The sequence below is a fragment of the Actinocorallia herbida genome (genome assembly GCF_003751225.1).
Taxonomy (GTDB): domain Bacteria; phylum Actinomycetota; class Actinomycetes; order Streptosporangiales; family Streptosporangiaceae; genus Actinocorallia; species Actinocorallia herbida.
The window spans coordinates 1,244,243-1,266,067 of record NZ_RJKE01000001.1 but is presented as its reverse complement, the minus strand read 5'-3'; the positions used below and the strand labels follow the sequence as shown (position 1 = coordinate 1,266,067).

The following is a 21,825-nucleotide window of genomic DNA, read 5'->3' as shown; positions in this document are numbered from 1 at the left end:
TCGGGCGGGGCGGTGATCGAGTGCTTCCGCGTCCGACCCCTTCGAGCCGGGTCAGGCGCGCCAGGGGCCGGTCCGCGGGATGAAGGCCGGGTCGAGGGTCCGGGCCAGAAGCCAGGTGGTGATCTCGGCGCCGGCGCGGACGCCGGAGGCGCGGGTGACGGCGGAGCCGGTGTGGGCGGTGTCGTGGAGTTCACCGTGGGCGGGACGGATGGCGGCATCGGCCACGGCGAGGAGTTCGGCGTCCAGGAGCGAGTCGCCCGCGGCCAGGAGGTGGGCGGCTCCCGAGCGGACGGCGACCTCGCGGGCGGCGGCGGACTTGGTGAGGGGGACGGGCAGGAAGTAGACCTTGCGGCCCTGGAGGGAGACGGTCCAGGCGCGTTCCGCGCACCAGGCCGTCAGCTCCGCGAGCCAGCCGGACGGGAGGGCCGCGCGGTCCACGACGGTGTAGACGAACAGGTCGGCGGCGATCCGGACGCTCTTGGTGAAGTCCCCGCTCGCCGCCGAGACCCGGTCGAACACCTCCAGAACCGGCGCGCAGTCCGCGACGCGTTTGCGTACCCCGGCCGTCCAGGAGGTGTCCTCGACCCCGTCGACGAGCAGGGCGCCGCCGTTCGCGCAGATCGCGTAGCGCGCGGGCGGCCCGGGAAGACGCACGCGTAGGTACTGCTCGGGAGTGCGGGTCGTGGTCGGCACCAGGACGGCCCGCCGGCCGAGCAGTTCGAGGTCGGCGGCGGCCTCCTCGGTCAGGTAGGACAGCGGGCGCGCCTGGTACAGCTCGACGCAGAGCAGCCGGGGCGGCGCGTCGGACTCGGTGAGGGCGAGCGCGTTGGCCGAGTAGATGAGGGTGCGGTCGAGGTCGGTGCAGACGGCGACGGTCACGGCCGGTTCTCCCGGGGCTTGATCAGTCCGACACAGGCGTAAGGCGAGTCAGCGTCTACTTCCTCGACGGGCACGCCGCGTTCGGCGGCGAGGACCCGGATGTGCGCGAGGTCGGCATCCGCCCCGCGCCGCGCGAGCACCTTCCAGGGCACCCGCCGCAGCAGCACCCGGGTGGTCTCCCCCACGCCCGGTTTCACCAGGTTGATGTCCCCGATGCCGTACTCCGCGCTGATCCGTTCGACGGCGGCCCAGCCCGACCAGTCCGGGTCCTCCTGCGGCGGCGCGGCCGAGGCGTCGACCGCGGGGAAGTGCCGGCAGACCGCGTCGAGGAAGAGGTTCGAGACGTCGGCCGGGGCGAGGTCCTTGTAGAACTTGGCGCCGTGGAAGTCGCCGGGCCCGATGAGGTCGCGGTTGAGCACGGTCCGGCTGACGAGCCCGGACACCGTCGAGTTCAGGCAGGCCGACGGGATCAGGTAGTCCTCCCGGGTCCCGTAGACGGAGACGCAGCGCCCGGGGTCGGCGAGCACGGCGAGCTCGGGAGAGAAGTCGCGGCCTTCGAGTGCCGCCGCGAGCTCCCGGGTGATCGCGCCCTTCCCCGTCCACCCATCGACGAACATGACGGATCTGGGGTCGTGGTGGGCCGCGAGGTGGTCCAGGGCGACGGCGTCGATGCCGCGGCCGCGCACGATGCTCACCGCGTAGTGCGGGAGGTCGAGCCCGTGCGCGTAGGCCGCCCAGCGCCTGCACAGGATCCCGATGGGCGTCCCGGCCCGCGCGAGCGACACCAGGACGGCGTCCCGCCCGCGCGCGGCGAGGATCCGCTCGGTGATGACGGCGACGGCCTGGGCCAGCCGCGCGGCCGAGGCGTCCAGCGCGGTGTGGAACAGCCGCTGGTACTCCGGCGAAGGCTGGAACTCGATGGGCAAAGACTCGGCGTAGTGGGCCGCGCCCGACTGGATCGCCTCCTCGCGCTCCTCGGTCGGGGCCTCGAGTTCGGTGTCGGAGAGGTCGGTGAGCAGCCAGGCGACGTCGTCGGCCGGGTAGCTACCGAAGCCCGGCCCGTACAGGGGCCGCGCGCTCACGCGGGCACCACCGCGAGGACGACGCGGCCGGTGAGCCCGGCAAGTTCGGTGAGGAGGCCGTCGTGCAGCAAGGGCGTGTCCCCTTCCTCGTCCACGATGAGGACGATCGCGTCGAAGCCCTGCGCGACGTTGTAGGCGTACCGCTCCCCCGGCCCGTCGGCGGGCGTGTCGTGCGCGGGGAAGGCGACCCTGCCGCGGATCGCGTAGCCGGGATCGTCGACGGCCAGGACGGGCGAGCGGGTCGTGGTGGAGTACCGGACCAAGGTGCCCGGCAGGAGGTCGGCGAGCGCCTCGGCGAGCCGCAGCGGCGTGTACATGAGCTCCTCGAACCCGAGCACGAGGACCCGCCGCGCGCGCGAGGGCACCTCGGCGGCGACGGCCGCGCCCAGCCCGGGCAGCGCCTTCTCCAGCGCCTCGCGATGCCCCGCCCGGAACCCGTGCCGCCCCCCGGACGGCACCCCCGCGGGCCACTCCAGCACCGCCCGCACCGCAGAACCCGCCGGAATGCCGGATGTATCGGACGCAGCGGGCACGACAGATGCGCCGCGCGTCACGGACACCACGGATGTGCCGAACGCAACGGATGATGCAGGTGTAGCGGACGCAGCGGGAACTCCAGGCACCGCGGACCCGACCGGCACGGCCGGAACAGCGGGCGCACCGGGCACGACGGGGGCCGCGGACCCGACCGGCACGGCGGGCGTGGCGGCCCCGGCGGGAGAAGGCCGGGGCGGCAGGCCGGAACGGGGGGTGTCGAGGGCTGCGACCAGCGCGGAGCCGGCTTCCACGAGGCCGGGCGGGAGGGTGACCGTGCCGTGGGCCAGGGCGACGACGTCGACGCGGGCGCCGAGTTCGGCGGCGAGTTCCGCGGTGGCGGTCCGGTCGGCGGCGTCCCGCAGGTCGATCAGGGACGCGACGACGTAACGGGCTCGGGGACGTACCGCGTGGAGCGCCCGAAGGGTGTTGCGCACGGTACGTCCCGTAGACAGCTCGTCGTCTACGAGGACGAGGGGCGCGTCGGTGTCGAAGAGTTCCGGCGGGTCGGGGAGCAGGAGGTGGCTCGTGGCATGGCTGTGCTCCTCCTCGAAGCCCCCGTAAGGGGTCACGCCGGGCACCGGGCGCCGGGTCGAGTGCAGGTAGGGGGCGTGGCCGAGCGCGTCGGCGACGCCGTGGCCGAGGGCCGTGGCCGTCTCCGCGTAACCGAGGACGACGGCGTCGCGCGGGACGGCATGGGAGACGAGCAGGTCCCTGAGGGACGCAGCCGCGACTCCGTCTCCGGCGAGCCCCTCCCGCAGCAGAGCCCCCGCGCGAAGGGCGACCTCGTCCTCCTCGGTCAAAGACTCCCCGCCAAGGACCCGTCCCACAAGGCGTCCCAGCAGGAGCGCCGACCCGTAGACGAGCCGGGGATCGGTGGGCACGTGCTTGCCCAGGACCGTCGAGACGAGCAGATGCGCCCGCCGCGGATTGCGCCGGACGGCGAGCCCGACGAGTTCGGCGAGGGTCAGCCGCACGGGCGAGGCGTGGTCGACCAGCCCGAGGCCGAGCCGCGAGGTGACCCACGTACCGGGCCAGACGGGCGCGCTCACCGGCTCACCGCCGCCTCGAAGAGGTCCACGAAGCCGACGTGCTCGGCCGCGACCCCGAAGACCTCGGCCCGCAGAAGCGTCCGCTCCGCCCAGGCCCGGTGGGGTTTCGCCTCGTTCATCTTGTTCGCGTAGCTGGAGGCCATCGCGCCCCCGGCCGGGACGCCGAGGATGTCGGTGGCGTCGCTGTACTCCTCGTGGGAGACCACCGAGAGCGCGTGCACGGCGGCGACGTGGCTGGGGTGGATCACGGTCTTGCCGGTGAGCCCGTTGGCGCGGTCGAGGATGACCTCGCGGATGAACCCGTCGACGCCCGCGGTGATCAGCTGCTTGCGCAGCACCTCGGCGGAGTGCTCGGCGAAGGGCGCCTCGCGCAGCTGCGGCTTGAACAGCCGCTCCCCCGTCGAGAAGTACTCCCAGACGGGCCCGGTGACCGTGAACCCCGTGCCGTCGGCCCTGCCGAAGACGTTGACGACGTCGGCGATCAGGCTGGCGACCAGGTGGAGGTCGTAGATCGTGAGTTCACGCGGCCTGCGCAGCCCGTAGGCGGCGCAGAGATCGGTGCCGCCGAGCCGGACCGCGAGGATCTGCGCGCGGCGCCGGTCGAGCAGCCCGGCGATGTCGGTGAGCACCCCCGTTCGGGTCTCCCGGTACAGCGCGTCGCGGGTCTCGATCACCGGCATGGCCAGCAGCCGGACACCGGAGGCCGCGGACGCCTCGGCGAGCGCGTCGAGGAAGGGCTTGCCGCCGACGGCCTCGAACTTCGGCAGGACGAATCCGCTGATCAGCACCGCGGAGTCGCCCAGGCGGCGGATGAGATCGGGGATCTGCTCCGGGGTGCGGACCCGGATGAACAGCAGGGGCGCGGTGGCCGGGTCGACCGCCTTCACCTGGGCGACGAGGTTGTCCTCGGCGGCCGGGACGTCCCCGTCGGAGATCGAGTCCTCCAGGCACAGCACCATGCTGCGCACGCCGACGCCCGCGCACTTGGCGATGTCGGCGGCCAGCCGCGGCCGGGTCGCCGGGCTGTAGAGCGTGGCGCCCAGGGCCACGGCGAGCAGACCGGGGTCGGAATCCCGGTCGAAGTTCCGTGGCTGCCGATGGAACAGTTCCGCGCGGCGCCCGGCGTCGATCTGATCGAAATGACGCACGCTCAGCTACCTTCCCTCACGCGAGGTCCAACGCCGGACCCGGTACCGGAGGTTCCGCCTGATCGGACAAAACACTGCAACCTTGGTCACAACAGACAGCGTCCGGCACGGGAGCCGCTCCCGCCAAGAGAAACGCCGAAGCCCCGGCCGTCGCGGACGACGACCGGGGCTTCGCGCGGCACGCTACAGGCGGCTCGACTCGAGTTCCTCGGCGTCCGATGCGGCGACGCCGTCCCGCTTGCGCAGGATGATCGAGCTGATGAGGGCCAGGATGATCAGGCCCGCGCCGATCCCGCCGGTGATCCACTCGGACAGGTGGTGCCCGATGCTGATCATCATGCAGACCGCGAGCGCGCCGATCGCCCAGTGGGCGCCGTGCTCCAGGTACTTGAACTCGCTCAGCGTGCCCTGGCGGACCAGGAAGACGGTCATCGACCTGATGTACATCGCGCCGACGCCGAGGCCGATCGCGATGATGATCGGGTCGGTGCTGATCGCGAACGCGCCGATCACGCCGTCGAACGAGAACGAGGCGTCCAGGACCTCCAGGTAGAGGAACAGGAAGAAGCCCGCCTTGCCCGTGGCCAGCACGAGGCCGTTGGGGCCCTTGGAGGACTCCTCCTCGGTCAGCTCAGGGTTGTTGAACAGCTCGCCGAGCCCGTTGACCAGGATGTAGGTCACGATGCCCAGCAGACCCGCGATGAGCACGTTGGTGCGGTGCGCGTCATCGGCGACCCAGGTGCCGACGCAGGCCAGCGTGGCGCCGGCGATGACCACCGGGAGCTGCTCGAGCTTGCCGATGCGCAGCAGCGGCTTCTCCAGCCAGGCCAGCCAGTGGATGTCCCGGTCCTCGAAGACCCAGTTGAGGAACAGCATCATCAGGAACATGCCGCCGAAGGCGGCGATCATCGGGTAGGCGAACTCCATCTCCGCGTGGTAGCGGTCGGGTTCGTTGAACGCCATGTCCAGCGTCGCCCATGGGCTCATCTGCGCGGTGAGCGCCACGACCACGATGGGGAAGACCAGCCGCATGCCGAACACCGCGATCGCGATGCCGATCGTGAGGAAGATCTTCTGCCAGAACGGGCTCATCCGCTGCAGCACCTTGGCGTTGACCACGGCGTTGTCGAAGGAGAGCGAGATCTCCAGGACCGCCAGGATCGCCACGACGGCCAGTGCCGAAGCCCCGCCGTACAGGAAGCCCGCGATCAGGCCGACGACCGTGATCGCGAACGACCACCCGAACGTACGAAAAATCATGATGTGCAGTTCCTTGACCCGTGCCCGGGCCCGTTAAGCGGCGATGGCGTCGGCAGGTCAGCCGACATTGACGCCGAAGTCCTGTGCGATCCCGTGCAGGCCGGACGCATAGCCCTGGCCGATGGCGCGGAATTTCCACTCCGAGTTGTAGCGGTACAGCTCACCGAAGACCATCGCCGTCTCCGTCGAGGCGTCCTCACTGAGGTCGTAGCGGGCGATCTCGACCCCGTCGGCCCGGTTCACCACGCGGATGAACGCGTTCCGCACCTGGCCGAAGGTCTGGCTCCTGGCGCCGCCCTCGTGGATCGACACCGGGAAGACGATCCGCTCCACGCCGGGGTCGACCGCGGCGAGGTTCACGTTGACCGACTCGTCGTCCCCGTCGCCCTCGCCGGTCAGGTTGTCGCCGGTGTGCTCGACGGTCCCGTCCGGGCTGACGAGGTTGTTGTAGAAGACGAAGTGCCGGTCGGAGAGTACCTTGCCGTTCGACCCGACCAGCAGCGCCGAGGCGTCGAGGTCGAAGTCCACGCCGGTGGTGGCCCGCACGTCCCAGCCGAGCCCGACGGTCACCTCCCGGAGATCGGGAGCGGCCTTGCTGAGTGAGACGTTGCCGCCTTTGGCGAGGCTGACGCCCATGATCGAAGCTCCTTCAGCCGGTCCGGGGGGCGGGTCAGACGTTGACGCCGAAGTCCTGGGCGATGCCCTGGAGGCCGGAGGCGTAGCCCTGGCCGACGGCCCGGAACTTCCACTCCGCGCCGTTCCGGTAGAGCTCGCCGAAGATCATCGCGGTCTCGGTGGACGCGTCCTCGGAGAGGTCGTAGCGGGCGATCTCGGTGCCTCCCGCGGCGTTGAGCACGCGGATGAAGGCGTTGCGCACCTGGCCGAAGTTCTGGCTGCGGCCCGCGCCGTCGTAGATCGAGACGGGGAAGACGATCCGCTCGGCGTTCGGGGGCAGCCCGCCCAGGTTGACCTTGACCTGCTCGTCGTCGCCCTCGCCCGCGCCGGTGAGGTTGTCGCCGGTGTGCTCCACGGCGCCGTCGGGGGTCTTGAGGTTGTTGAAGAACACGAAGTGGCCGTCGGACAGGACCTTGCCGCCCGCGTCGACCACGATCGCCGAGGCGTCGAGGTCGAAGTCGGTGCCCGTCGTGGTGCGGACGTCCCAGCCCAGGCCGACGATGACCGCAGTGAGGCCGGGGGCCTCCTTGCTCAGCGAAACGTTGCCGCCCTTGCTCAGGCTGACCGGCATCCTTGCCTCCAGGTTGGGGTTGGTCGCGAGACGATCTCGCGTGAGTGCGAACTGGTTCCACCTGACAGACGTCTAAGTGACTCTATCGGTTCCCTCTGCGACCCGCCCTTATCCCTGTTTCCCCGCCGGACGCGGTTTGCGGCCGGATGCGGAAATGGTTGTCTAAGGTGCTGGGAGAATCTGTCGGGGAGGTGCCGTGGCACGTGATCAGCGCCGCCGGGGGCGTCGCGACCCGCGGGCGGTAAGGGCGCGCGAGACCGCGCTGCAGGCCCGGCAGGACGCGGTCCAGGCGTTCTTCGACCTCGATCAGGCGCAGAAGTTCGTCGGCGCGCGGATGAGCGCGCTGAGCGGGCTGGACGCCGCCGCGGCCGACCCTTTGCGCGCCCGCTTCGCCGCCGCGAACGCCTCCGCCGACGAGGCTTCCGGGGCCTACATCACCGCCTTCGACGCGCACGACCTCGATGACGAGGACCGCTCGATGATCGAGTACGAGGACGCCGGGCGGGCGCTGCACGGGACGGTTCCGGCGCTGGGCCGGGCCACCGAGACGCTGAACCGGCTCGCGGCCGACCTCGCCCCGCTGCTCGCCCGCGCCGAGGCGTCGCTCGACGATCTCGCGCCGCTGCTGCGCGCGGCCCGCGAGGCGCTCCAGGAGGCGCGCGCCGCGGTGGACGCGGCGGCCGCGGCCGGGATGGACACCGCGGAGGTCGAGGCGGAACTGGCCACCGCGCGTGGGCGGCTCGCCGAGCTGACCACCGAGGGCCTGGGCGGCCTCGGGGTGCGCGGCGCGATGGCGCGGGCCGGCGAGGTGCGCGACAGCGCGGGCCAGATCGCCGAGGAGGCCCGCGACCTGGCCGAGGCGGTCTCCCGGACCCGCAACGGCCTGGCGAGCGTGCGGACCCGGGTGGAGATGGCCGAGGGCAGGCGGACCCGGGTGGAGGAGGCGATGAGCGAGCTGCGGCGCGGCTACGCCCTGGCCTCCTGGCAGGATCTGCGGGGCGCGCCGGAGGCGATCGGCCAGGCCCTGGAACGCGCCCGCGAGCGGATCGCGGAGACCGCGCAGGCCGCCTCGGCGGGTGACTGGCGGGCCGCGCCGCGCGCGCTGGCGGCGGCGCGCACCGAGCTCAAGGACGCCGAGCGCAGGGCGGCCAGGGTCGAAGAGCGGGTCGCGGACCTGCGCGGCGTCGAGGCCGACCCGGCGGGCCCGCTGGAGCGGGCCAGGTTCACCGTGCGGGACGCGCAGCGGCTCGCGGTCGCCCAGCCGGGCGGCCCGGCCCCGGTGCACGCGCGGGTGCTGGACGGCCTGGTGGCCCGGCTGGACCGCGCGCCGGACCTGCTGCCGGGCGCGCATCCGGACTACTGGGCGTACCTGGGCGAGCTGCGCTCGATCGAGGCGCGGGCACGCGAGGTGGTGGAGCTGATCCGCCGCGAGATGGCGGGCTGACGCCTCAGATCCGGCCGCCGGGGACCTGGACGGTGAGGTTGCGGCCGACCATCGGCATGCCGCCGCTCGACGGGCCGTGCGACGGACCGGGCACCGGCGGCGGCACGGCGACCCTGTCCTGGGTCGGGGTCTCGGTCTTGACCTGCTCGACGAGCACGGCGGTGCCGTAGGCATAGACCTCGAAGGACCCGTCGCCGAGCGGGCAGTTGGCGAAGCGCATCCCGACGACGGCGTTGCAGCCGTACCGCTCGGTGTCGGCCTTGAGCCGCTCGATCGCCTCACGGCGGGCCTGCGACAGGCCGCCGTGCGCCACCCCCGCGCCGCTCACCGCGCCCCGGACATAACGGATCTCATACCCGGCGACGGTGTCGGTCGTCACGATCAGCATGGACTCAACCTAGACGACGAAACCCCGGCGCGGGGTGCCGTGCCGGGGTTTTCGCCTGAGCAGTCCCTTTAGGGGCTTATGACGTACTACTCCAGATACTCCCGGAGGACCTGGGCTCGCGAGGGGTGCCGGAGCTTAGCGAGGGTCTTGGACTCGATCTGCCTGATCCGCTCCCGTGTCACCCCGAATTCCCGGCCGACCTCCTCAAGCGTCCGGGGGTGTCCGTCCGCGAGGCCGAAGCGCAGCTGGATGATGCGCTGCTCGCGGTCGTTCAGGGTGGCGAGGATGTCCTCCAGCTGGTCCTGGAGCAGGATGAACGCGGCGGCCTCGATCGGGACGACGGCGTCGGCGTCCTCGATGAAGTCACCGAGGTCGGAGTCCTCCTCGCCGATGGGGGATTGCAGGGAGACGGGTTCCTGGGCGATCCGCTGGATCTCCACGACCCGTCCCGGCGCCATCCCCATCTCGGCGCCGATCTCCTCGGGCAGCGGCTCGCGCCCGAGGTCCTGGTGCAGCTGCCGCTGGACGCGGATCAGCTTGTTGATCGTCTCCACCATGTGCACGGGGATCCGGATCGTCCGCGCCTGGTCGGCGATGGCGCGGGTGATGGCCTGGCGGATCCACCAGGTGGCGTACGTCGAGAACTTGTAGCCCTTGGTGTAGTCGAACTTCTCGACCGCACGGATGAGGCCCAGGTTCCCTTCCTGGATGAGGTCGAGGAACAGCATCCCGCGGCCGACATAGCGCTTGGCGATGGACACCACCAGACGCAGGTTGGCCTCGATGAGCCGTTGTTTGGCCCGCACTCCGTCACGTGCGAGGGTTTCCAGATCGAGCCTTTCCGGAAGGAGCAGGATGGCCGCTCTGGCCGTCTTCTCCTCCGCGAACAGGCCCGCCTCGATGGATTTGGCGAGTTCTACTTCTTCTGCTGCCGTGAGCAGCGGGACACGGCCGATCTCGCGCAGATAGATCCGTACCAGGTCGCTCGTAGGCGCCCTTCTGCTGAGGTCTCCCTCTTCCGCTCGCGTGAGCTCCTTGGCGTCCTCTTCGGACTCCAGGACCTCTACCCCCTGCTCTGCGAGCAAACGGACGACGCCTTCCAGCGCGTCGGCCGGCAGTTCGGAGCGATCGAGTGCGGCGGCGACGTCATCGACGGTGACGCCTCCACGCTCTCTGCCACGTGCGACGAGGTCGGCGACCTGCTCGGCCGACGGCGCCTCGCTGGGCATTGTCAAAGGGCCCACGTTCACAGTGTGCGCTAGAACACACCGAAAACGCAGGCCCCAATTTCCGGCACGGGGTCACGGTCGGATCACAGGGCTTCAGCGCATCGCGCGTCGCCGCTGCTCAAGCGCCACCAGGTCACCGAAGAGCCGGTTGTACTCTTCCGCCTCGGAGACCGGATTCAGCCTCCCCAGTTTGGATTTGAGGCCCGCGATCTCCCGCGTGAGCTGCAGTTCCATGAAGCGGGCGAGGAGTGCCCGGGAATATGTGTCGTCCGAAACCGAGTCGAACTTCGGATCCGTCTTCGGCGGCTCCACGCTCAGCCGGGTGACGAGCGTGCGGACCTCGTCGCCGGGGGCGAGCTCGCGCAGCCTCGTCGCCCACTCCATGAGCCCGCCCGACGCCGCGACGCCCCCGGCCGCGAGCACGACCTCGTGGACCGATCTGTGCTCGGGCACGCTGAACGCGTCCGACGGCAGGATGTCGTAGGCCGGGCCGAGGGTCGCCGGGCGCTGGAGCGCCATCTTCAGCAGCTCCCGCTCCAGCTCCACGGTCGGGTCGTTGGGATCGGCCTTGGGCTTCTCGCGCGGCTTGGGCGCGGTCCCCTTGACGTGCTGGGCGACCCGGCCGAGCACGAGCTGCTCGTCCATGAGGCCGATCCACCGGTCGACGCGGCCCGCCCAGACCTTGCGCCGGCCCGCGTCCCTGATCCCGGCGACGATCGGGGCGACCGCGTCGAGCGCCTTCATCTGGCCGTCGGGGTTGTCCAGGTCGTAGTTGGCGATGGCGTTGCGGATCGCGAACTCGTACAGGGCCACCCGGGAGGCGACGAGGTCGCGGACCGCCGCGTCGCCCTCCTTGATCCGCAGGTCGCACGGGTCGAGGCCGTCCGGCTGGACGGCGACGAAGGTCTGCGAGGAGAACTTGTCGTCGTTCTCGAAGGCGCGCAGCGCGGCGCGCTGCCCGGCGGAGTCGCCGTCGAAGGTGAAGATCACCTCGCCGCGGCCCTCGTCCCGGTCGAGGAGCATGCGGCGCAGCACCCTGATGTGGTCCTCGCCGAAGGCGGTGCCGCAGGTGGCGATGGCGGTGGTCTCGCCCGCGAGATGGCAGGCCATGACGTCGGTGTAGCCCTCGACGATCACTGCCTTGTTGGCCTTGCCGATCGCGTTCTTGGCCAGGTCGAGCCCGTAGAGGATGGAGCTCTTGTGGTAGATCGGGGTCTCGTTGGTGTTGAGGTACTTCGGACCGTTGTCGGCCTCGATCAGCTTGCGCGCGCCGAAGCCGATCACGTCGCCGGAGACGTCCCTGATCGGCCAGACGAGGCGGCCCCGGAACCTGTCGCGCGGGCCGCGCTGGCCCTGGACGGCGAGCCCGCCGGTGATCATCTCCTGGTCGGTGAAGCCGTGCGCGCGCAGGTGCCGGACCAGGGCCTCCCACTCGTTGGGGGCGTAGCCGACGCCGAAGTGGGCGGCGTCGGCGGCCTGGAACCCGCGGTCCATGAGGAAGCGGCGGCCGATCGCGGCCTCGGGCGAGGTGAGCTGCCGCTGGTAGAACTCCGCGGCCTCCTTGTGCGCCGCGAGCAGGCGGGCGCGCTGCCCGGAGTCCTTGCGCTGGACGTAGCCGCCCTCTTCGTACCGGAGCTGGATCCCGGCCTTGCCGGCCAGCCGCTCGACGGCCTCGGCGAAGCTCAGGTGGTCGATCTCCTGGACGAACTTGATGACGTCGCCGCCGACGCCGCAGCCGTGGCAGAAGTACAGGCCGCGCGAGGGCGTCACGTTGAAGGAGGGGGACTTCTCGTCATGGAAGGGGCACAGGCCCTTGAGGTTGCCGCCTCCCGCGCCGATCAGCTGGAGGTGCTCTCCGATCACCTGGTCGATCTGGGATCTTTCCCGGACGACCGCGATGTCTTCTTGCCGGATCCGCCCGCCGCCTGCCATGGCCCTGAGTCTATGACCGCGGCGGACCGGAAGGGCGGAACCGCCGCGATGTCCTTGATGCCCGACCCGTCCAGTGCGCGCGGCGACGGCGCGACGCGCGACCCCGTGCCTGGTTCGTCACCTTTCACACCGTGCGGCAGCCTCTAGTTAATTCGTAGTTAAATCGGCAATATCGACGTTCGCTTATGTGGAGTGTCGTGCTGACCAGCGATAACGTCGTCGGGTGCTGATCTCTCCCCATGAGCAGGAACGGCTGCTCCTTCATGTGGCCGCGGGCGTGGCGCGCGAGCGCCAGGGGCGCGGGCTGAAGCTCAACCACCCCGAGGCCACCGCGATCATCGCCGTCCACGTGCTGGAAGGCGCGCGCGACGGGCGGACCGTGGCGGAGCTGATGGAAAGCGGGCGGCGGGTCCTCACCCGTGAGGACGTCATGGACGGCATCCCGGAGCTGCTCGACTCCGTCCAGATCGAGGCGACGTTCCCGGACGGGACGAAGCTCGTGACCGTGCACAGGCCGATCCCATGAGCGCCGCGGAGCCCTCAGGCGGCTGGGCGCCGGGACAGGTCGTCGTCGGGGACGATCCCGTCGAGCTGAACCCGGGACGGGCGCGGATCACCCTCACCGTCCACAACACGGGCGACCGGCCGATCCAGGTCGGGTCGCACTACCACTTCGCGCAGGCCAACCCGTCGCTGGACTTCGACCGGGACGCCGCCTCCGGCTTCCGCCTCGACGTCCCCGCGGGCACGGCCGTGCGCTTCGAGCCCGGCATCGTCCGGGACGTCGACCTCGTGCCCCTCGCCGGGCATCGCATCGTGCCGGGCCTTCGGCCGGAAGGTGGCCTGCATGGCTGAGATCTCACGCGCCCGTTATGCGGCGCTTTATGGCCCGACGGCGGGCGACAAGATCCGCCTCGCGGACACCGATCTGTTCATCGAGGTCACCGAGGACCTCGCGCGCGGCGCCGGAGCCGGCGACGAGGCGGTCTTCGGCGGCGGCAAGGTCATCCGCGAGTCGATGGGCCAGGCGCGGGCCACCCGCGCCGAGGGCGCCCCCGACCTGGTGATCACCGGTGTCGTCATCCTCGACCACTGGGGCATCGTCAAGGCCGACGTGGGCGTGCGCGACGGCCGGATCGTCGCCATCGGCAAGGCCGGCAACCCCGACATCATGGACGGGGTCCACCCCGATCTCGTCATCGGGCCGTCCACCGAGATCCTCGCGGGCAACGGCAAGATCCTCACCGCGGGCGCGGTGGACTCCCACGTCCACCTGATCTGCCCGCAGCTCATCGAGGAGGCCCTCGCCGCGGGCGTCACCACGCTCATCGGCGGCGGCACCGGGCCCGCCGAGGGCACCAAGGCCACCACCGTCACCGGCGCCTGGTACCTGCACCGGATGCTGGAGGCGCTGGACTCCTGGCCGGTCAACGTCTCGCTGCTCGGCAAGGGCAACACCGTCTCCGAGGCGGCGCTGTGGGAGCAGCTCAAGGCGGGCGCGTCGGGCTTCAAGCTGCACGAGGACTGGGGCACGACCCCGGCGGCGATCGACGCCTGCCTGAAGGTCTGCGACGCCTCGGGCGTCCAGGCCGCGCTGCACTCCGACACGCTCAACGAGGCGGGCTACGTCGAGTCGACGCTCGGCGCGATCGCCGGCCGCTCGATCCACGCCTACCACACCGAGGGCGCGGGCGGCGGGCACGCGCCCGACATCATCACCGTCGCGGCGCACCCCAACGTGCTGCCGTCGTCGACCAACCCGACCCGGCCGCACACGGTGAACACCCTGGACGAGCACCTCGACATGCTCATGGTGTGCCACCACCTGTCGCCGTCGGTGCCCGAGGACCTGGCGTTCGCCGAGTCCCGCATCCGGCCGACGACCATGGCGGCCGAGGACATCCTGCACGACCTGGGCGCCATCTCGATCATCGGCTCGGACTCCCAGGCGATGGGCCGGATCGGCGAGACGATCATCCGGACCTGGCAGACCGCGCACGTCATGAAGGCCCGGCGCGGCTCCCTCGAGGGCCCGGCGGACAACCTGCGGGCGCGCCGGTACGTCGCCAAGTACACGATCAACCCGGCGATCGCGCACGGCCTGGACGGCGAGGTCGGCTCGGTCGAGGTCGGCAAGCTCGCCGACCTGGTGCTGTGGGACCCGCGGTTCTTCGGGGTGCGGGCGTCCCTGGTCGTCAAGGGCGGGGTCATCGCGTGGGCGCAGATGGGCGACGCGAACGCGTCGATCCCGACGCCGCAGCCGGTGCTCCCCCGGCCGATGTTCGGCGCGGCCCCGGCTGTCGCCTCGGCGACCTCGCTGCACTTCGTGTCCGAGGCGGCGATCGAGGACGACCTCAAGTCGAAGATCGACGTGAAGCGGCGGCTCGTGCCCGTCAAGAGCACGCGCGCGCTGGGCAAGGCCGACATGCCGCTCAACGACGCGCTGCCGCGCATCGAGGTCGATCCGGACACCTTCACCGTCCGGATCGACGGCGAGGTGATCGAGCCCGCGCCCGCCACGGTGCTGCCGATGGCCCAGCGGTACATGCTGTTCTGATGCGCGCGCACCTGCTGATGCTGGCCGACTCCCGGCTGCCCGCCGGGGGTCACGCCCACTCGGGCGGCCTGGAGCCCGCGGTCACGGCGCGGGCCGTCGCGTCCGTGCCGGACCTCGCGGACTTCCTGCACGGCAGGTTGTGGACGGCGGGCCTCGTCGCGGCGGCGCTCGCCGCCGCCGCGCGGGCGCACGCGCCGGCCGCGACGGACTGGGCGGGACTGGACGCCGAGGCGGACGCGCGTACGCCGTCGCCTGCGCAGCGGACGGCTTCCCGGGCGCAGGGCAAGTCGTTGCTTCGGGCGGCGCGGGCCACCTGGCCTTCGCCGGTGCTGGACGGGCTGCGCGTGCCCGTCGCCGGAGGGATGCCGCGGGCGGCGCACCACCCGATCGTGCTCGGCGCCGCCGCGCACGTCATCGGCTGCACGGCACTGGACGCCGCGTCCGTCGCCGCCTACGGCGCGGTGACGGGCCCGGCGTCGGCCGCGGTCCGCCTGCTCGGCCTCGACCCCCTGTCCGTCCAGCGCGCGCTGGCCGAACTCGCGGGCGAGGTCGACGAAGTGGCCGAAGAGGCGGCCACGTACGCGGAGAAGGACTGGGCGGAACTGCCCGCGGTCTCCGCGCCCGCGCTCGACCTGTGGGCCGAAGAGCACCTGCGGGCCCACCTGCGGCTGTTCGAGTCTTAGGAAAGAAGGAGAACCATGGGCGGATACCACGGCCCGGACCAGCACCACGCCGCGCCGAAGGCCGGCCGCCCGATGCGGCTCGGCATCGGCGGCCCCGTCGGCAGCGGCAAGACCGCCCTGACGGCCGCGCTGTGCAAGGTGCTCAAGGACGAGCTGAACCTCGCCGTCGTCACCAACGACATCTACACCACCGAGGACGCCGACTTCCTCCGCCGCAACGCGGTCCTGGACGACGCGCGCATCATGGCCGTGCGGACCGGATGCTGCCCGCACACCGCGATCCGCGACGACATCTCGGCCAACCTCGACGCGGTCGAGGACCTGGAGGAGCGGCACGAGAACCTCGAGCTGGTCATCGTGGAGAGCGGCGGCGACAACCTCACCGCCACGTTCAGCCAGGGCCTCGTCGACAAGCAGATCTTCGTGCTCGACGTGTCCGGCGGCGACAAGGTCCCCCGCAAGGGCGGTCCGGGCGTCACCACGAGCGACCTCCTCGTCATCAACAAGACCGACCTGGCCCCCCTCGTCGGCGCCGACCTCGGCGTCATGGATCGCGACTCCGCCCAGGTCCGCGAGGGCCGCCCCGTCGTCTTCAGCTCCATCCGGGAGGAACCGGACGTGCCGAAGATCGCCGACTGGGTCCGCACCCACGTCCACGAGTTCCTGCACCACTGATCCCGCGGCGCGCGGCCTCCGGCTCCGGAGGCCGCGCGCCCCTCCGACCACCTCGCGCACGCGCCCCGCGTGCGCGTCCGACCCACCCGGGAGACGACGATGGGACGCGGCTACGTCGCCCACGCCGCGGTGACCGCCGAACTCGGCCCGCACGGCCGGACCAGGCTCACCCGTCTCCGCTCGGACGGCCCGATCGCGCTCCGCGAGACCCCCGACGGCGTCTACCTGGTCGGCGCGGCCGCGGGCCCGCTCGGCGGCGACCGCCTCCGGCTGGACATCGAGGTCGGTGCGGGCGCTTCCCTCAGGATCCGCTCCGTCGCGACCGCCATGGCCCTGCCCGGCGACGGCGAATCCGTCTACACCATCGACGCCAAGGTCGACGGCCACCTCGACTTCGCCCCCGAGCCCACGGTCGCCGTCCGCGGCTGCCTGCACCGCGCCGTCACCAACGTCGAACTCGGCCCCGCCGCCACCCTCCGCTGGCTGGAGGAGCTGGTCCTGGGCCGCCACAACGAGGAACCCGGAGTGCACACCAGCCGCATCGACATCACCCGCGCCGGCCGCCCGGTCCTCCGCCACGAACTCCGCGCCGACACGACCTCCCGAAGCCGCGCGATCCTCGGCGCGTCCAGGGCCGTGGGCTCCCTCATCCGCACCGAGGGCGCGGCCTCCCACACCGAACCCGGCCTGGCCGTTCTCCCCCTCGCCTCCGGTGGCACCCTCGCCAACGCCCACGCCCCCGACTCCGCGACCCTCCGCCGCCTCCTCCGTACCGCCGAGTCCCTTCCCGCCTGACGCCGCCTGGCGAACGACGATGGGACAATCTCGGACATGTCCCCCGAGAAACTGATCGAGGTGTGGCGCCGGATCATCGTCGGCGAGCAGAAGTCCTGGGTGCTCTTCGAGCACGGCACCTGCGTGATCCTCATGGAACCCGAGGACGACCTGGCGGCCCAGGCCGTCGAGATCCTCCGCGAGTACGGACCCGTCTACGGCGGAACCCCCGCGGGTGACTTCGGCACCATCACCCTAGACCCCGGCCCTGGCTGGGTCGTCTACGGCCATCACAAGGACGTCCTCACCTACGTCGGCCCCGACGAGGTCTCCGATGACTCCGACGTTCGCATCGGCCTCACGGGCCGCTCGAAGCGCGACCACGACGGCCACGACCTCACCGTCGTCCACGTCGAGGACGAACGCCCCTGATCCCGGCGTTCAGCGCTCTCCGCCCAGCGGCCCGAGGGTGGGCGCGGTGCGGAAAGTGCGGCGGTAGGCGTCAGGTGGGACGCCGACCGTGCGGTTGAAGTGCCGGCGCAGGGTCGTGCCGGTGCCCATGCCGGTGGCCGCCGCGATCGCCTCGACGCTGTCGCCGGTCGTCTCCAGCAGTTCCTGGGCGCGGCGGATCCGCTGGGTCAGCAGCCATTGCAGCGGGGTGGTGCCGGTCGCCGACCTGAAGTGGCGGCCCAGGTTGCGCGGGCTCATGGCGGCCCTGCGGGCCAGGTCCGCCACGGTCAGCGGGTGGTCCAGCCGTTCGATCGCCCACGGGAGCAGCTCCGCGAGCGGGTGGTCGTCCCGCGCGGGCACCGGCGAGGTGACGAACTGGGCCTGGCCGCCCGCCCGGTGCGGCGGCACGACCAGGCGGCGCGCGACCGCGTTCGCGACCGCGGAACCGTGGTCGAGGCGGACGAGGTGCAGGCACAGGTCCATCGCGGCGGCCTTGCCCGCGGAGGTGAGCACGCTGCCGTCGTCCACGTAGAGCACGTCCGGATCGACCTCCACCCGGGGAAAGCGGGTGGCCAGCGCCTCGGTGTGCGCCCAGTGCGTGGTCGCACGCCGGCCGTCGAGCAGGCCCGCTGCGGCCAGCACGAACGCGCCGGTGCACAGTGCCGCCACGCGCGCGCCCGCCCGGTGCGCCGCGCGCACCGCGGCGACGAGGTCGCGGGGCGGGTCCGCGTCGATGTCGGCCCACGCCGGGACGATCACCGTGTCGGCGCTCGGCAGCCGGTCGAATCCGTGGTCGGGCTCCAGCCGGAACCTGCCCGCCCGGACGGCGCCCGTGCCGCAGCCGACGAGCCGGTACCAGGGGTCGGCCATGCCGGTAGGCGGGGTGCCGAACACCTCGAAGGCCACCGCGAGTTCGAAGTGCAGCATCCCGTCGGCGACGGTGACCGCGACCGTGTGCATGGCCGGAATTGTACGGGGGACGGCGTTCCGGACGCTCGTGCGGGACGGGGGTCGGCGCGATGATCTGCGGAGGGAAGTGGACGAGCGCTTTGGGGGAATCGTGGGATCGGGGCAGAGGGTCGCGGTGTTCGGGGCGTACGGGCATACCGGGCGGTTCGTGGTGGCGGAGCTGCGGGAGCGCGGGTTCGTGCCGGTGCTCTCCGGGCGGGACGCCGGGAAGCTCGCGGCGCTGGCGGCGGACTTTCCGGGGCTGGAGGTCCGGGCCGCGTCCGTGGACGACGCGGCGGCGCTCGACCGGGCACTGGCCGGCACGGCGGCGGTGATCAACTGCGCCGGGCCCTTCGCCGCGACGGCCGCGCCGGTGATCGGGGCGGCGCTGCGCGCGGGCGTCCCGTACGTGGACGTGGCCGCCGAGATCGAGGCGAACGCCGACACGTTCCGGCATTTCGCCGAGCGCGCCCGTGCGGCCGGGGCCGTCGTCGTCCCCGCGATGGCCTTCTTCGGCGGTCTCGGCGACCTGCTGGCCACCGCCGCGATGGGCGACTGGACGGCCGCCGACGAGGTGCGCGTCGCCTACGGGCTGAGCGGCTGGCACCCCACCGCGGGGACGCGCGCCGCGGGCGCGGTCTCCCGGGAGCGGCGGGACGGCCGGCGGGTCCGTTTCACCGGCGGCGAATTGACGTACCACGACGACGCGCCGCCGTCCTCGAAGTGGGCGTTCCCCGAGCCGATGGGCGTCCGGCCCGTCATCGGGGAGTTCAGCATGGCCGACGTCGTCACGATCCCCAGCCACCTCGCGGTCCCCGAGGTGCGCTCGTACATGACGGCCGAGGCGGTCCGGGACCTGTCCGCGCCGGACACCCCGGAGCCGACGGCGGCCGACGGGCGGGGGCGCTCGGAGCAGACGTTCCTCGTCGACGTCGTCGTGCGGTCCGGCGGCGCGGAGCGGCGTGCCACGGCGGGCGGCCGGGACATCTACGCGGTCAGCGCGCCGCTCGCGGTGGAGGCCGTCCACCGCGTTCTCACCGGCCGGACCAGGACGACCGGGGTCGCCTCCGCCGGGGCGATCTTCGACGCGGCCGACTTCCTCCGCGCCCTGTCCGCGCACCTGTCGTTCGCGCTGCTCGACTAGTCACCGGTGGGATCGGGGGCTCTGTCGGAAAGATCGCCTGGAAGGGCGATCAGTGCGGTTCCCGGGTTCTAAGGTTCTCGGGTGGCTATCGGTGTGGGGGAAGTCGTCGGCGGGCGGTACCGGCTGGGAGCCGAGCTCGGACGGGGCGGCATGGGCGTCGTTTGGAAGGCGTGGGACGAGGTTCTCGGGCGGGACGTCGCCGTCAAGCAGCTGCTCGCGCCCGAGGGGCCGCGCCGGGACGTGTGGCTGCGGCGGGTCGAGCGGGAGGCACGGGCGGCCGCGCTGCTCGACCACCATCCGGGCATCGTCACCGTGCACGACCTGGTCGTCGACGGCGAGGGCATGCCGTGGATCGTCATGGAGTTCGTCATCGGGCGCTCGCTGGCCGACGTGTGCGCGGCCGAGGGGCCGATGGAGCCGGAACGGGCCGCGCGGATCGGGCTCGCCGTGCTGTCGGCGCTGGAGGCCGCGCACGCCGCCGGGGTCGTGCACCGGGACGTCAAGCCCGCCAACATCCTGCTGCTCGCCGACGGCCGGGCCGTCCTCACCGACTTCGGCATCGCCGCCATCGAGGGCGACGAGGCCCTCACCCAGACCGGCGCCCACCTCGGCACCCCGTCGTACATGTCGCCCGAGCAGGTCGCGGCCGGGGACGTCACCGCGGCCAGCGACCTGTGGTCCCTGGGCGCGACCCTTTACCACCTCGTCGAGGGCCACCCGCCCTTCAACGCCGCGGCCGTCAGCGCCCTCTTCCTCGCGATCGCCTACGGCGAGCCGACCCCGCCCCGGCGCGCGGGCCGCCTCGACCCCGTACTGCGCGAACTCCTCACCAAGAACACCGCCGCACGGCCGACCGCACCCCGGGTCCGCGCCCTGCTCGAAGGCACGACCTTCGCGGAACCTCTCGGCGAGGCGACGCTCCCCGGCGCACCGCGCCGGGTCTCCCGCCGCGGCCTGCTCCTCGGCGCGGGCGCCCTCGCGATCGCCGCGCCAGGCGCGTACTTCGCCTCGGCCCTGCTCCCCGACCGGAAGCCCGACCGCGCCGGAGCCGCCCCGAGCAAGGCCGCCGATCCGGGCGCGCTCGATTTCCAGCCGATCCTGAACTTCAAGCAGGTCAAGGGCAACGGGACCTTCGCGCTCTCACCCGACGGCGGCACCCTCGCCGTCGAGAGCGGCGGGTGGCTCGAGCTGTGGAATCTCGAAACCCGGAAGGCGGCGCGGGGACCGCATCTGGAAGGCTCCCTGCTCTCCATCGCCTTCAGCCCCGACGGCGGGACCCTCGCCTACGGCACCGACAGCGGACTGCTCGGCTTCTGGGACGTGGCGGCCGGGCAGGAATCGCCGAACGACCCTCCACGGCTGGACCAGATCGTGGAGAGCATGCGGTTCACCCCCGATGGCCTGCTGACCGCGCTCATCGATATGACGAGCGCGGTACCGGGCGCCGCCCCCGTCCAGCTCTGGGACCCCGCCTCGGGGACGTCCACCGCCGTCGCGCCGAACACCACAAAGGACTTCGCCCACCGGCTCGCCGTCAGCCAGGACCAGAAGACGGCCGCGATCGGCTACGCGGGCGGCCAACTGGTGGTGTGGTCTCTGACGGCGGGCAGAAGGCTGTGGTCCCTGCCGAAACTGAAGCGCCCCGCGGACGCCCTGGCCCTCAGCCCGGACGGCAGGTGGCTGGCCGCCGGCGGCCAGCACAGTGGCGTCCGCCTCTTCGACCTGAAGACGGGCAAGCGCGTGAAGACCTTCACCGGCTTCACCGGCATCCCGACGGCACTGGCGTTCAGCCCCGACGGGGCGACGCTCGCGGGCGGCACCTGGCTCGGCAGCGACGAGAACGTCGCGGACGAGCCCCGCGCCGAACCGATCCGCCTGTGGCACGTCGCCGACCGCTCCCTCATCGGCTCCCTCTCCGGCCACGCCTACGGCGCCCAGACCCTCTCCTTCCACCCCACCCTCCCCGTCCTGGCCTCGGGATCGGTCGACGACACCGTCCGCCTCTGGAACACCGAGACCCGAGAACAACTCGACTCCCTGGAGGAACACAAGGAGGACGTCCTCACCGTCGCCTTCTCCGCCGACGGCCGCACCCTGGTCTCCGCCGACGTCACCGAGGTCATCGCCTGGCGAACGACCTGATCAGGCGGACCGAAGCGCCCTGGCCAGGGCATCGAAACGGGCACTGAACCCCTCGTCGTCGGCGGGCCGGGCGAGGGCGCTCCTGGCGGCACGGATCGTCCGTCGGACCAAGTCGGCGTCGCCGAGCGGAGCCTTGCGTCCCCGAGGTCTCCGCGAGAAGCGCGCCCTCCCCGAACAGCCGACGCGCGGCGCCCTGAGCAGCCGCGTCACACGCGGCGAACCCGGCCACGATCGCCGTCTCGGCGGACGGCGCCGGCA

21 protein-coding genes are annotated in these 21,825 nt (G+C 72.1%); 10 read left to right on the top strand and 11 right to left on the bottom strand.

Annotation, left to right across the window (positions count from 1 at the left end; all coding sequences use genetic code 11):
* Window positions 1-51 precede the first annotated feature (51 nt).
* The 7 genes from EDD29_RS06020 to EDD29_RS05995 all read right to left on the bottom strand — a co-directional run bounded on the left by EDD29_RS06020 (window position 52) and on the right by EDD29_RS05995 (window position 7,201).
* On the bottom strand, window positions 52-879 hold the full coding sequence (locus EDD29_RS06020) for an HAD family hydrolase (protein WP_123663093.1): 828 nt from the start codon (window positions 877-879) through the stop codon (window positions 52-54).
* Window positions 876-1,961, bottom strand: coding sequence for a cysteine protease StiP family protein (locus EDD29_RS46210; protein WP_211359570.1), 1,086 nt, complete (start codon window positions 1,959-1,961; stop codon window positions 876-878). Before EDD29_RS46210 ends, EDD29_RS06020 begins: the two co-directional genes overlap by 4 nt.
* Entirely contained in the window at window positions 1,958-3,547 is a 1,590-nt protein-coding gene (locus EDD29_RS46710) for a phosphoribosyltransferase family protein (RefSeq protein WP_246052539.1), read from the bottom strand. The genes EDD29_RS46210 and EDD29_RS46710 overlap by 4 nt, the downstream gene beginning before the upstream one ends.
* Window positions 3,544-4,695 carry an HpcH/HpaI aldolase/citrate lyase family protein gene (locus EDD29_RS06010; RefSeq protein ID WP_123663091.1) on the bottom strand — a complete coding sequence of 384 codons (1,152 nt, stop codon included), beginning with the start codon at window positions 4,693-4,695 and terminating at the stop codon, window positions 3,544-3,546. Before EDD29_RS06010 ends, EDD29_RS46710 begins: the two co-directional genes overlap by 4 nt.
* A gap of 183 nt (window positions 4,696-4,878) precedes the next feature.
* The gene (locus EDD29_RS06005) at window positions 4,879-5,955 is read right to left on the bottom strand and encodes a DUF475 domain-containing protein (RefSeq protein ID WP_123663089.1); all 1,077 of its coding nucleotides are present in this window, start codon (window positions 5,953-5,955) and stop codon (window positions 4,879-4,881) included.
* A 57-nt stretch (window positions 5,956-6,012) separates the two neighbouring features.
* Window positions 6,013-6,591 (bottom strand): TerD family protein, encoded by a 579-nt coding sequence (locus EDD29_RS06000; RefSeq protein ID WP_123663087.1) that lies wholly within the window; start codon window positions 6,589-6,591, stop codon window positions 6,013-6,015.
* A 34-nt stretch (window positions 6,592-6,625) separates the two neighbouring features.
* Window positions 6,626-7,201 (bottom strand): TerD family protein, encoded by a 576-nt coding sequence (locus EDD29_RS05995; RefSeq protein WP_123663085.1) that lies wholly within the window; start codon window positions 7,199-7,201, stop codon window positions 6,626-6,628.
* A 196-nt stretch (window positions 7,202-7,397) separates the two neighbouring features.
* Between EDD29_RS05995 and EDD29_RS05990 the strand changes: the two genes are divergently transcribed.
* On the top strand, window positions 7,398-8,645 hold the full coding sequence (locus tag EDD29_RS05990) for a molecular chaperone DnaJ (protein ID WP_123663083.1): 1,248 nt from the start codon (window positions 7,398-7,400) through the stop codon (window positions 8,643-8,645).
* Window positions 8,646-8,649: 4 nt separating this feature from the next.
* Here EDD29_RS05990 and EDD29_RS05985 read toward each other — a convergent pair whose 3' ends face one another.
* From EDD29_RS05985 to dnaG, 3 genes are all read right to left on the bottom strand, one after another.
* On the bottom strand, window positions 8,650-9,033 hold the full coding sequence (locus tag EDD29_RS05985; RefSeq protein ID WP_123663081.1) for a YbjQ family protein: 384 nt from the start codon (window positions 9,031-9,033) through the stop codon (window positions 8,650-8,652).
* A gap of 86 nt (window positions 9,034-9,119) precedes the next feature.
* Complete coding sequence (gene rpoD / locus EDD29_RS05980) at window positions 9,120-10,262, bottom strand: RNA polymerase sigma factor RpoD (RefSeq protein WP_123663079.1); 1,143 nt, start codon at window positions 10,260-10,262, stop codon at window positions 9,120-9,122.
* 93 nt (window positions 10,263-10,355) lie between these two features.
* On the bottom strand, window positions 10,356-12,194 hold the full coding sequence (gene dnaG / locus EDD29_RS05975) for a DNA primase (RefSeq protein WP_123663077.1): 1,839 nt from the start codon (window positions 12,192-12,194) through the stop codon (window positions 10,356-10,358).
* 223 nt (window positions 12,195-12,417) lie between these two features.
* On the opposite strand from dnaG, the gene EDD29_RS05970 reads away from it, so the two are divergent.
* From EDD29_RS05970 to EDD29_RS05940, 7 genes are all read left to right on the top strand, one after another.
* The gene (locus EDD29_RS05970) at window positions 12,418-12,720 is read left to right on the top strand and encodes an urease subunit gamma (RefSeq protein WP_123663075.1); all 303 of its coding nucleotides are present in this window, start codon (window positions 12,418-12,420) and stop codon (window positions 12,718-12,720) included.
* A complete protein-coding gene (locus EDD29_RS05965) occupies window positions 12,717-13,049 on the top strand; it encodes an urease subunit beta (protein ID WP_123663073.1) in 333 nt (110 codons plus the stop codon). The genes EDD29_RS05970 and EDD29_RS05965 overlap by 4 nt, the downstream gene beginning before the upstream one ends.
* Window positions 13,042-14,751: an urease subunit alpha gene (locus EDD29_RS05960; protein ID WP_123663071.1), complete on the top strand. Its 1,710-nt coding sequence runs from the start codon at window positions 13,042-13,044 to the stop codon at window positions 14,749-14,751. Before EDD29_RS05965 ends, EDD29_RS05960 begins: the two co-directional genes overlap by 8 nt.
* Window positions 14,751-15,434 carry an urease accessory protein UreF gene (locus EDD29_RS05955; protein ID WP_211359569.1) on the top strand — a complete coding sequence of 228 codons (684 nt, stop codon included), beginning with the start codon at window positions 14,751-14,753 and terminating at the stop codon, window positions 15,432-15,434. The genes EDD29_RS05960 and EDD29_RS05955 overlap by 1 nt, the downstream gene beginning before the upstream one ends.
* Window positions 15,435-15,449: 15 nt before the next feature.
* Window positions 15,450-16,109: an urease accessory protein UreG gene (gene ureG / locus EDD29_RS05950; protein ID WP_123663069.1), complete on the top strand. Its 660-nt coding sequence runs from the start codon at window positions 15,450-15,452 to the stop codon at window positions 16,107-16,109.
* A 99-nt stretch (window positions 16,110-16,208) separates the two neighbouring features.
* On the top strand, window positions 16,209-16,904 hold the full coding sequence (locus EDD29_RS05945) for an urease accessory protein UreD (protein WP_123663067.1): 696 nt from the start codon (window positions 16,209-16,211) through the stop codon (window positions 16,902-16,904).
* A gap of 36 nt (window positions 16,905-16,940) precedes the next feature.
* Window positions 16,941-17,315, top strand: coding sequence for a hypothetical protein (locus EDD29_RS05940; protein ID WP_211359568.1), 375 nt, complete (start codon window positions 16,941-16,943; stop codon window positions 17,313-17,315).
* A 9-nt stretch (window positions 17,316-17,324) separates the two neighbouring features.
* Here EDD29_RS05940 and EDD29_RS05935 read toward each other — a convergent pair whose 3' ends face one another.
* On the bottom strand, window positions 17,325-18,293 hold the full coding sequence (locus tag EDD29_RS05935; protein ID WP_123663063.1) for a helix-turn-helix domain-containing protein: 969 nt from the start codon (window positions 18,291-18,293) through the stop codon (window positions 17,325-17,327).
* Between the two features lie 100 nt (window positions 18,294-18,393).
* Between EDD29_RS05935 and EDD29_RS05930 the strand changes: the two genes are divergently transcribed.
* Both EDD29_RS05930 and EDD29_RS05925 read left to right on the top strand, forming a co-directional pair.
* Entirely contained in the window at window positions 18,394-19,425 is a 1,032-nt protein-coding gene (locus tag EDD29_RS05930; RefSeq protein ID WP_123663060.1) for a saccharopine dehydrogenase NADP-binding domain-containing protein, read from the top strand.
* Window positions 19,426-19,506: 81 nt separating this feature from the next.
* Window positions 19,507-21,567 (top strand): WD40 repeat domain-containing serine/threonine protein kinase, encoded by a 2,061-nt coding sequence (locus EDD29_RS05925; RefSeq protein WP_148085885.1) that lies wholly within the window; start codon window positions 19,507-19,509, stop codon window positions 21,565-21,567.
* Window positions 21,568-21,825 lie beyond the last annotated feature (258 nt).

Excerpts from the sequence above, each read along its gene's own strand:
- EDD29_RS06005 (WP_123663089.1), bottom strand. The coding sequence starts at position 5,955 with ATGATTTTTCGTACGTTCGGGTGGTCGTTCGCGATCACGGTCGTCGGC.
- EDD29_RS06000 (WP_123663087.1), bottom strand. The coding sequence starts at position 6,591 with ATGGGCGTCAGCCTCGCCAAAGGCGGCAACGTCTCACTCAGCAAGGCC.
- EDD29_RS05995 (WP_123663085.1), bottom strand. The coding sequence starts at position 7,201 with ATGCCGGTCAGCCTGAGCAAGGGCGGCAACGTTTCGCTGAGCAAGGAG.
- EDD29_RS05985 (WP_123663081.1), bottom strand. The coding sequence starts at position 9,033 with ATGCTGATCGTGACGACCGACACCGTCGCCGGGTATGAGATCCGTTAT.
- rpoD (WP_123663079.1), bottom strand. The coding sequence starts at position 10,262 with ATGCCCAGCGAGGCGCCGTCGGCCGAGCAGGTCGCCGACCTCGTCGCA.
- dnaG (WP_123663077.1), bottom strand. The coding sequence starts at position 12,194 with ATGGCAGGCGGCGGGCGGATCCGGCAAGAAGACATCGCGGTCGTCCGG.
- EDD29_RS05965 (WP_123663073.1), top strand. The coding sequence starts at position 12,717 with ATGAGCGCCGCGGAGCCCTCAGGCGGCTGGGCGCCGGGACAGGTCGTC.
- EDD29_RS05960 (WP_123663071.1), top strand. The coding sequence starts at position 13,042 with ATGGCTGAGATCTCACGCGCCCGTTATGCGGCGCTTTATGGCCCGACG.
- EDD29_RS05955 (WP_211359569.1), top strand. The coding sequence starts at position 14,751 with ATGCGCGCGCACCTGCTGATGCTGGCCGACTCCCGGCTGCCCGCCGGG.
- ureG (WP_123663069.1), top strand. The coding sequence starts at position 15,450 with ATGGGCGGATACCACGGCCCGGACCAGCACCACGCCGCGCCGAAGGCC.
- EDD29_RS05945 (WP_123663067.1), top strand. The coding sequence starts at position 16,209 with ATGGGACGCGGCTACGTCGCCCACGCCGCGGTGACCGCCGAACTCGGC.
- EDD29_RS05940 (WP_211359568.1), top strand. The coding sequence starts at position 16,941 with ATGTCCCCCGAGAAACTGATCGAGGTGTGGCGCCGGATCATCGTCGGC.
- EDD29_RS05935 (WP_123663063.1), bottom strand. The coding sequence starts at position 18,293 with ATGCACACGGTCGCGGTCACCGTCGCCGACGGGATGCTGCACTTCGAA.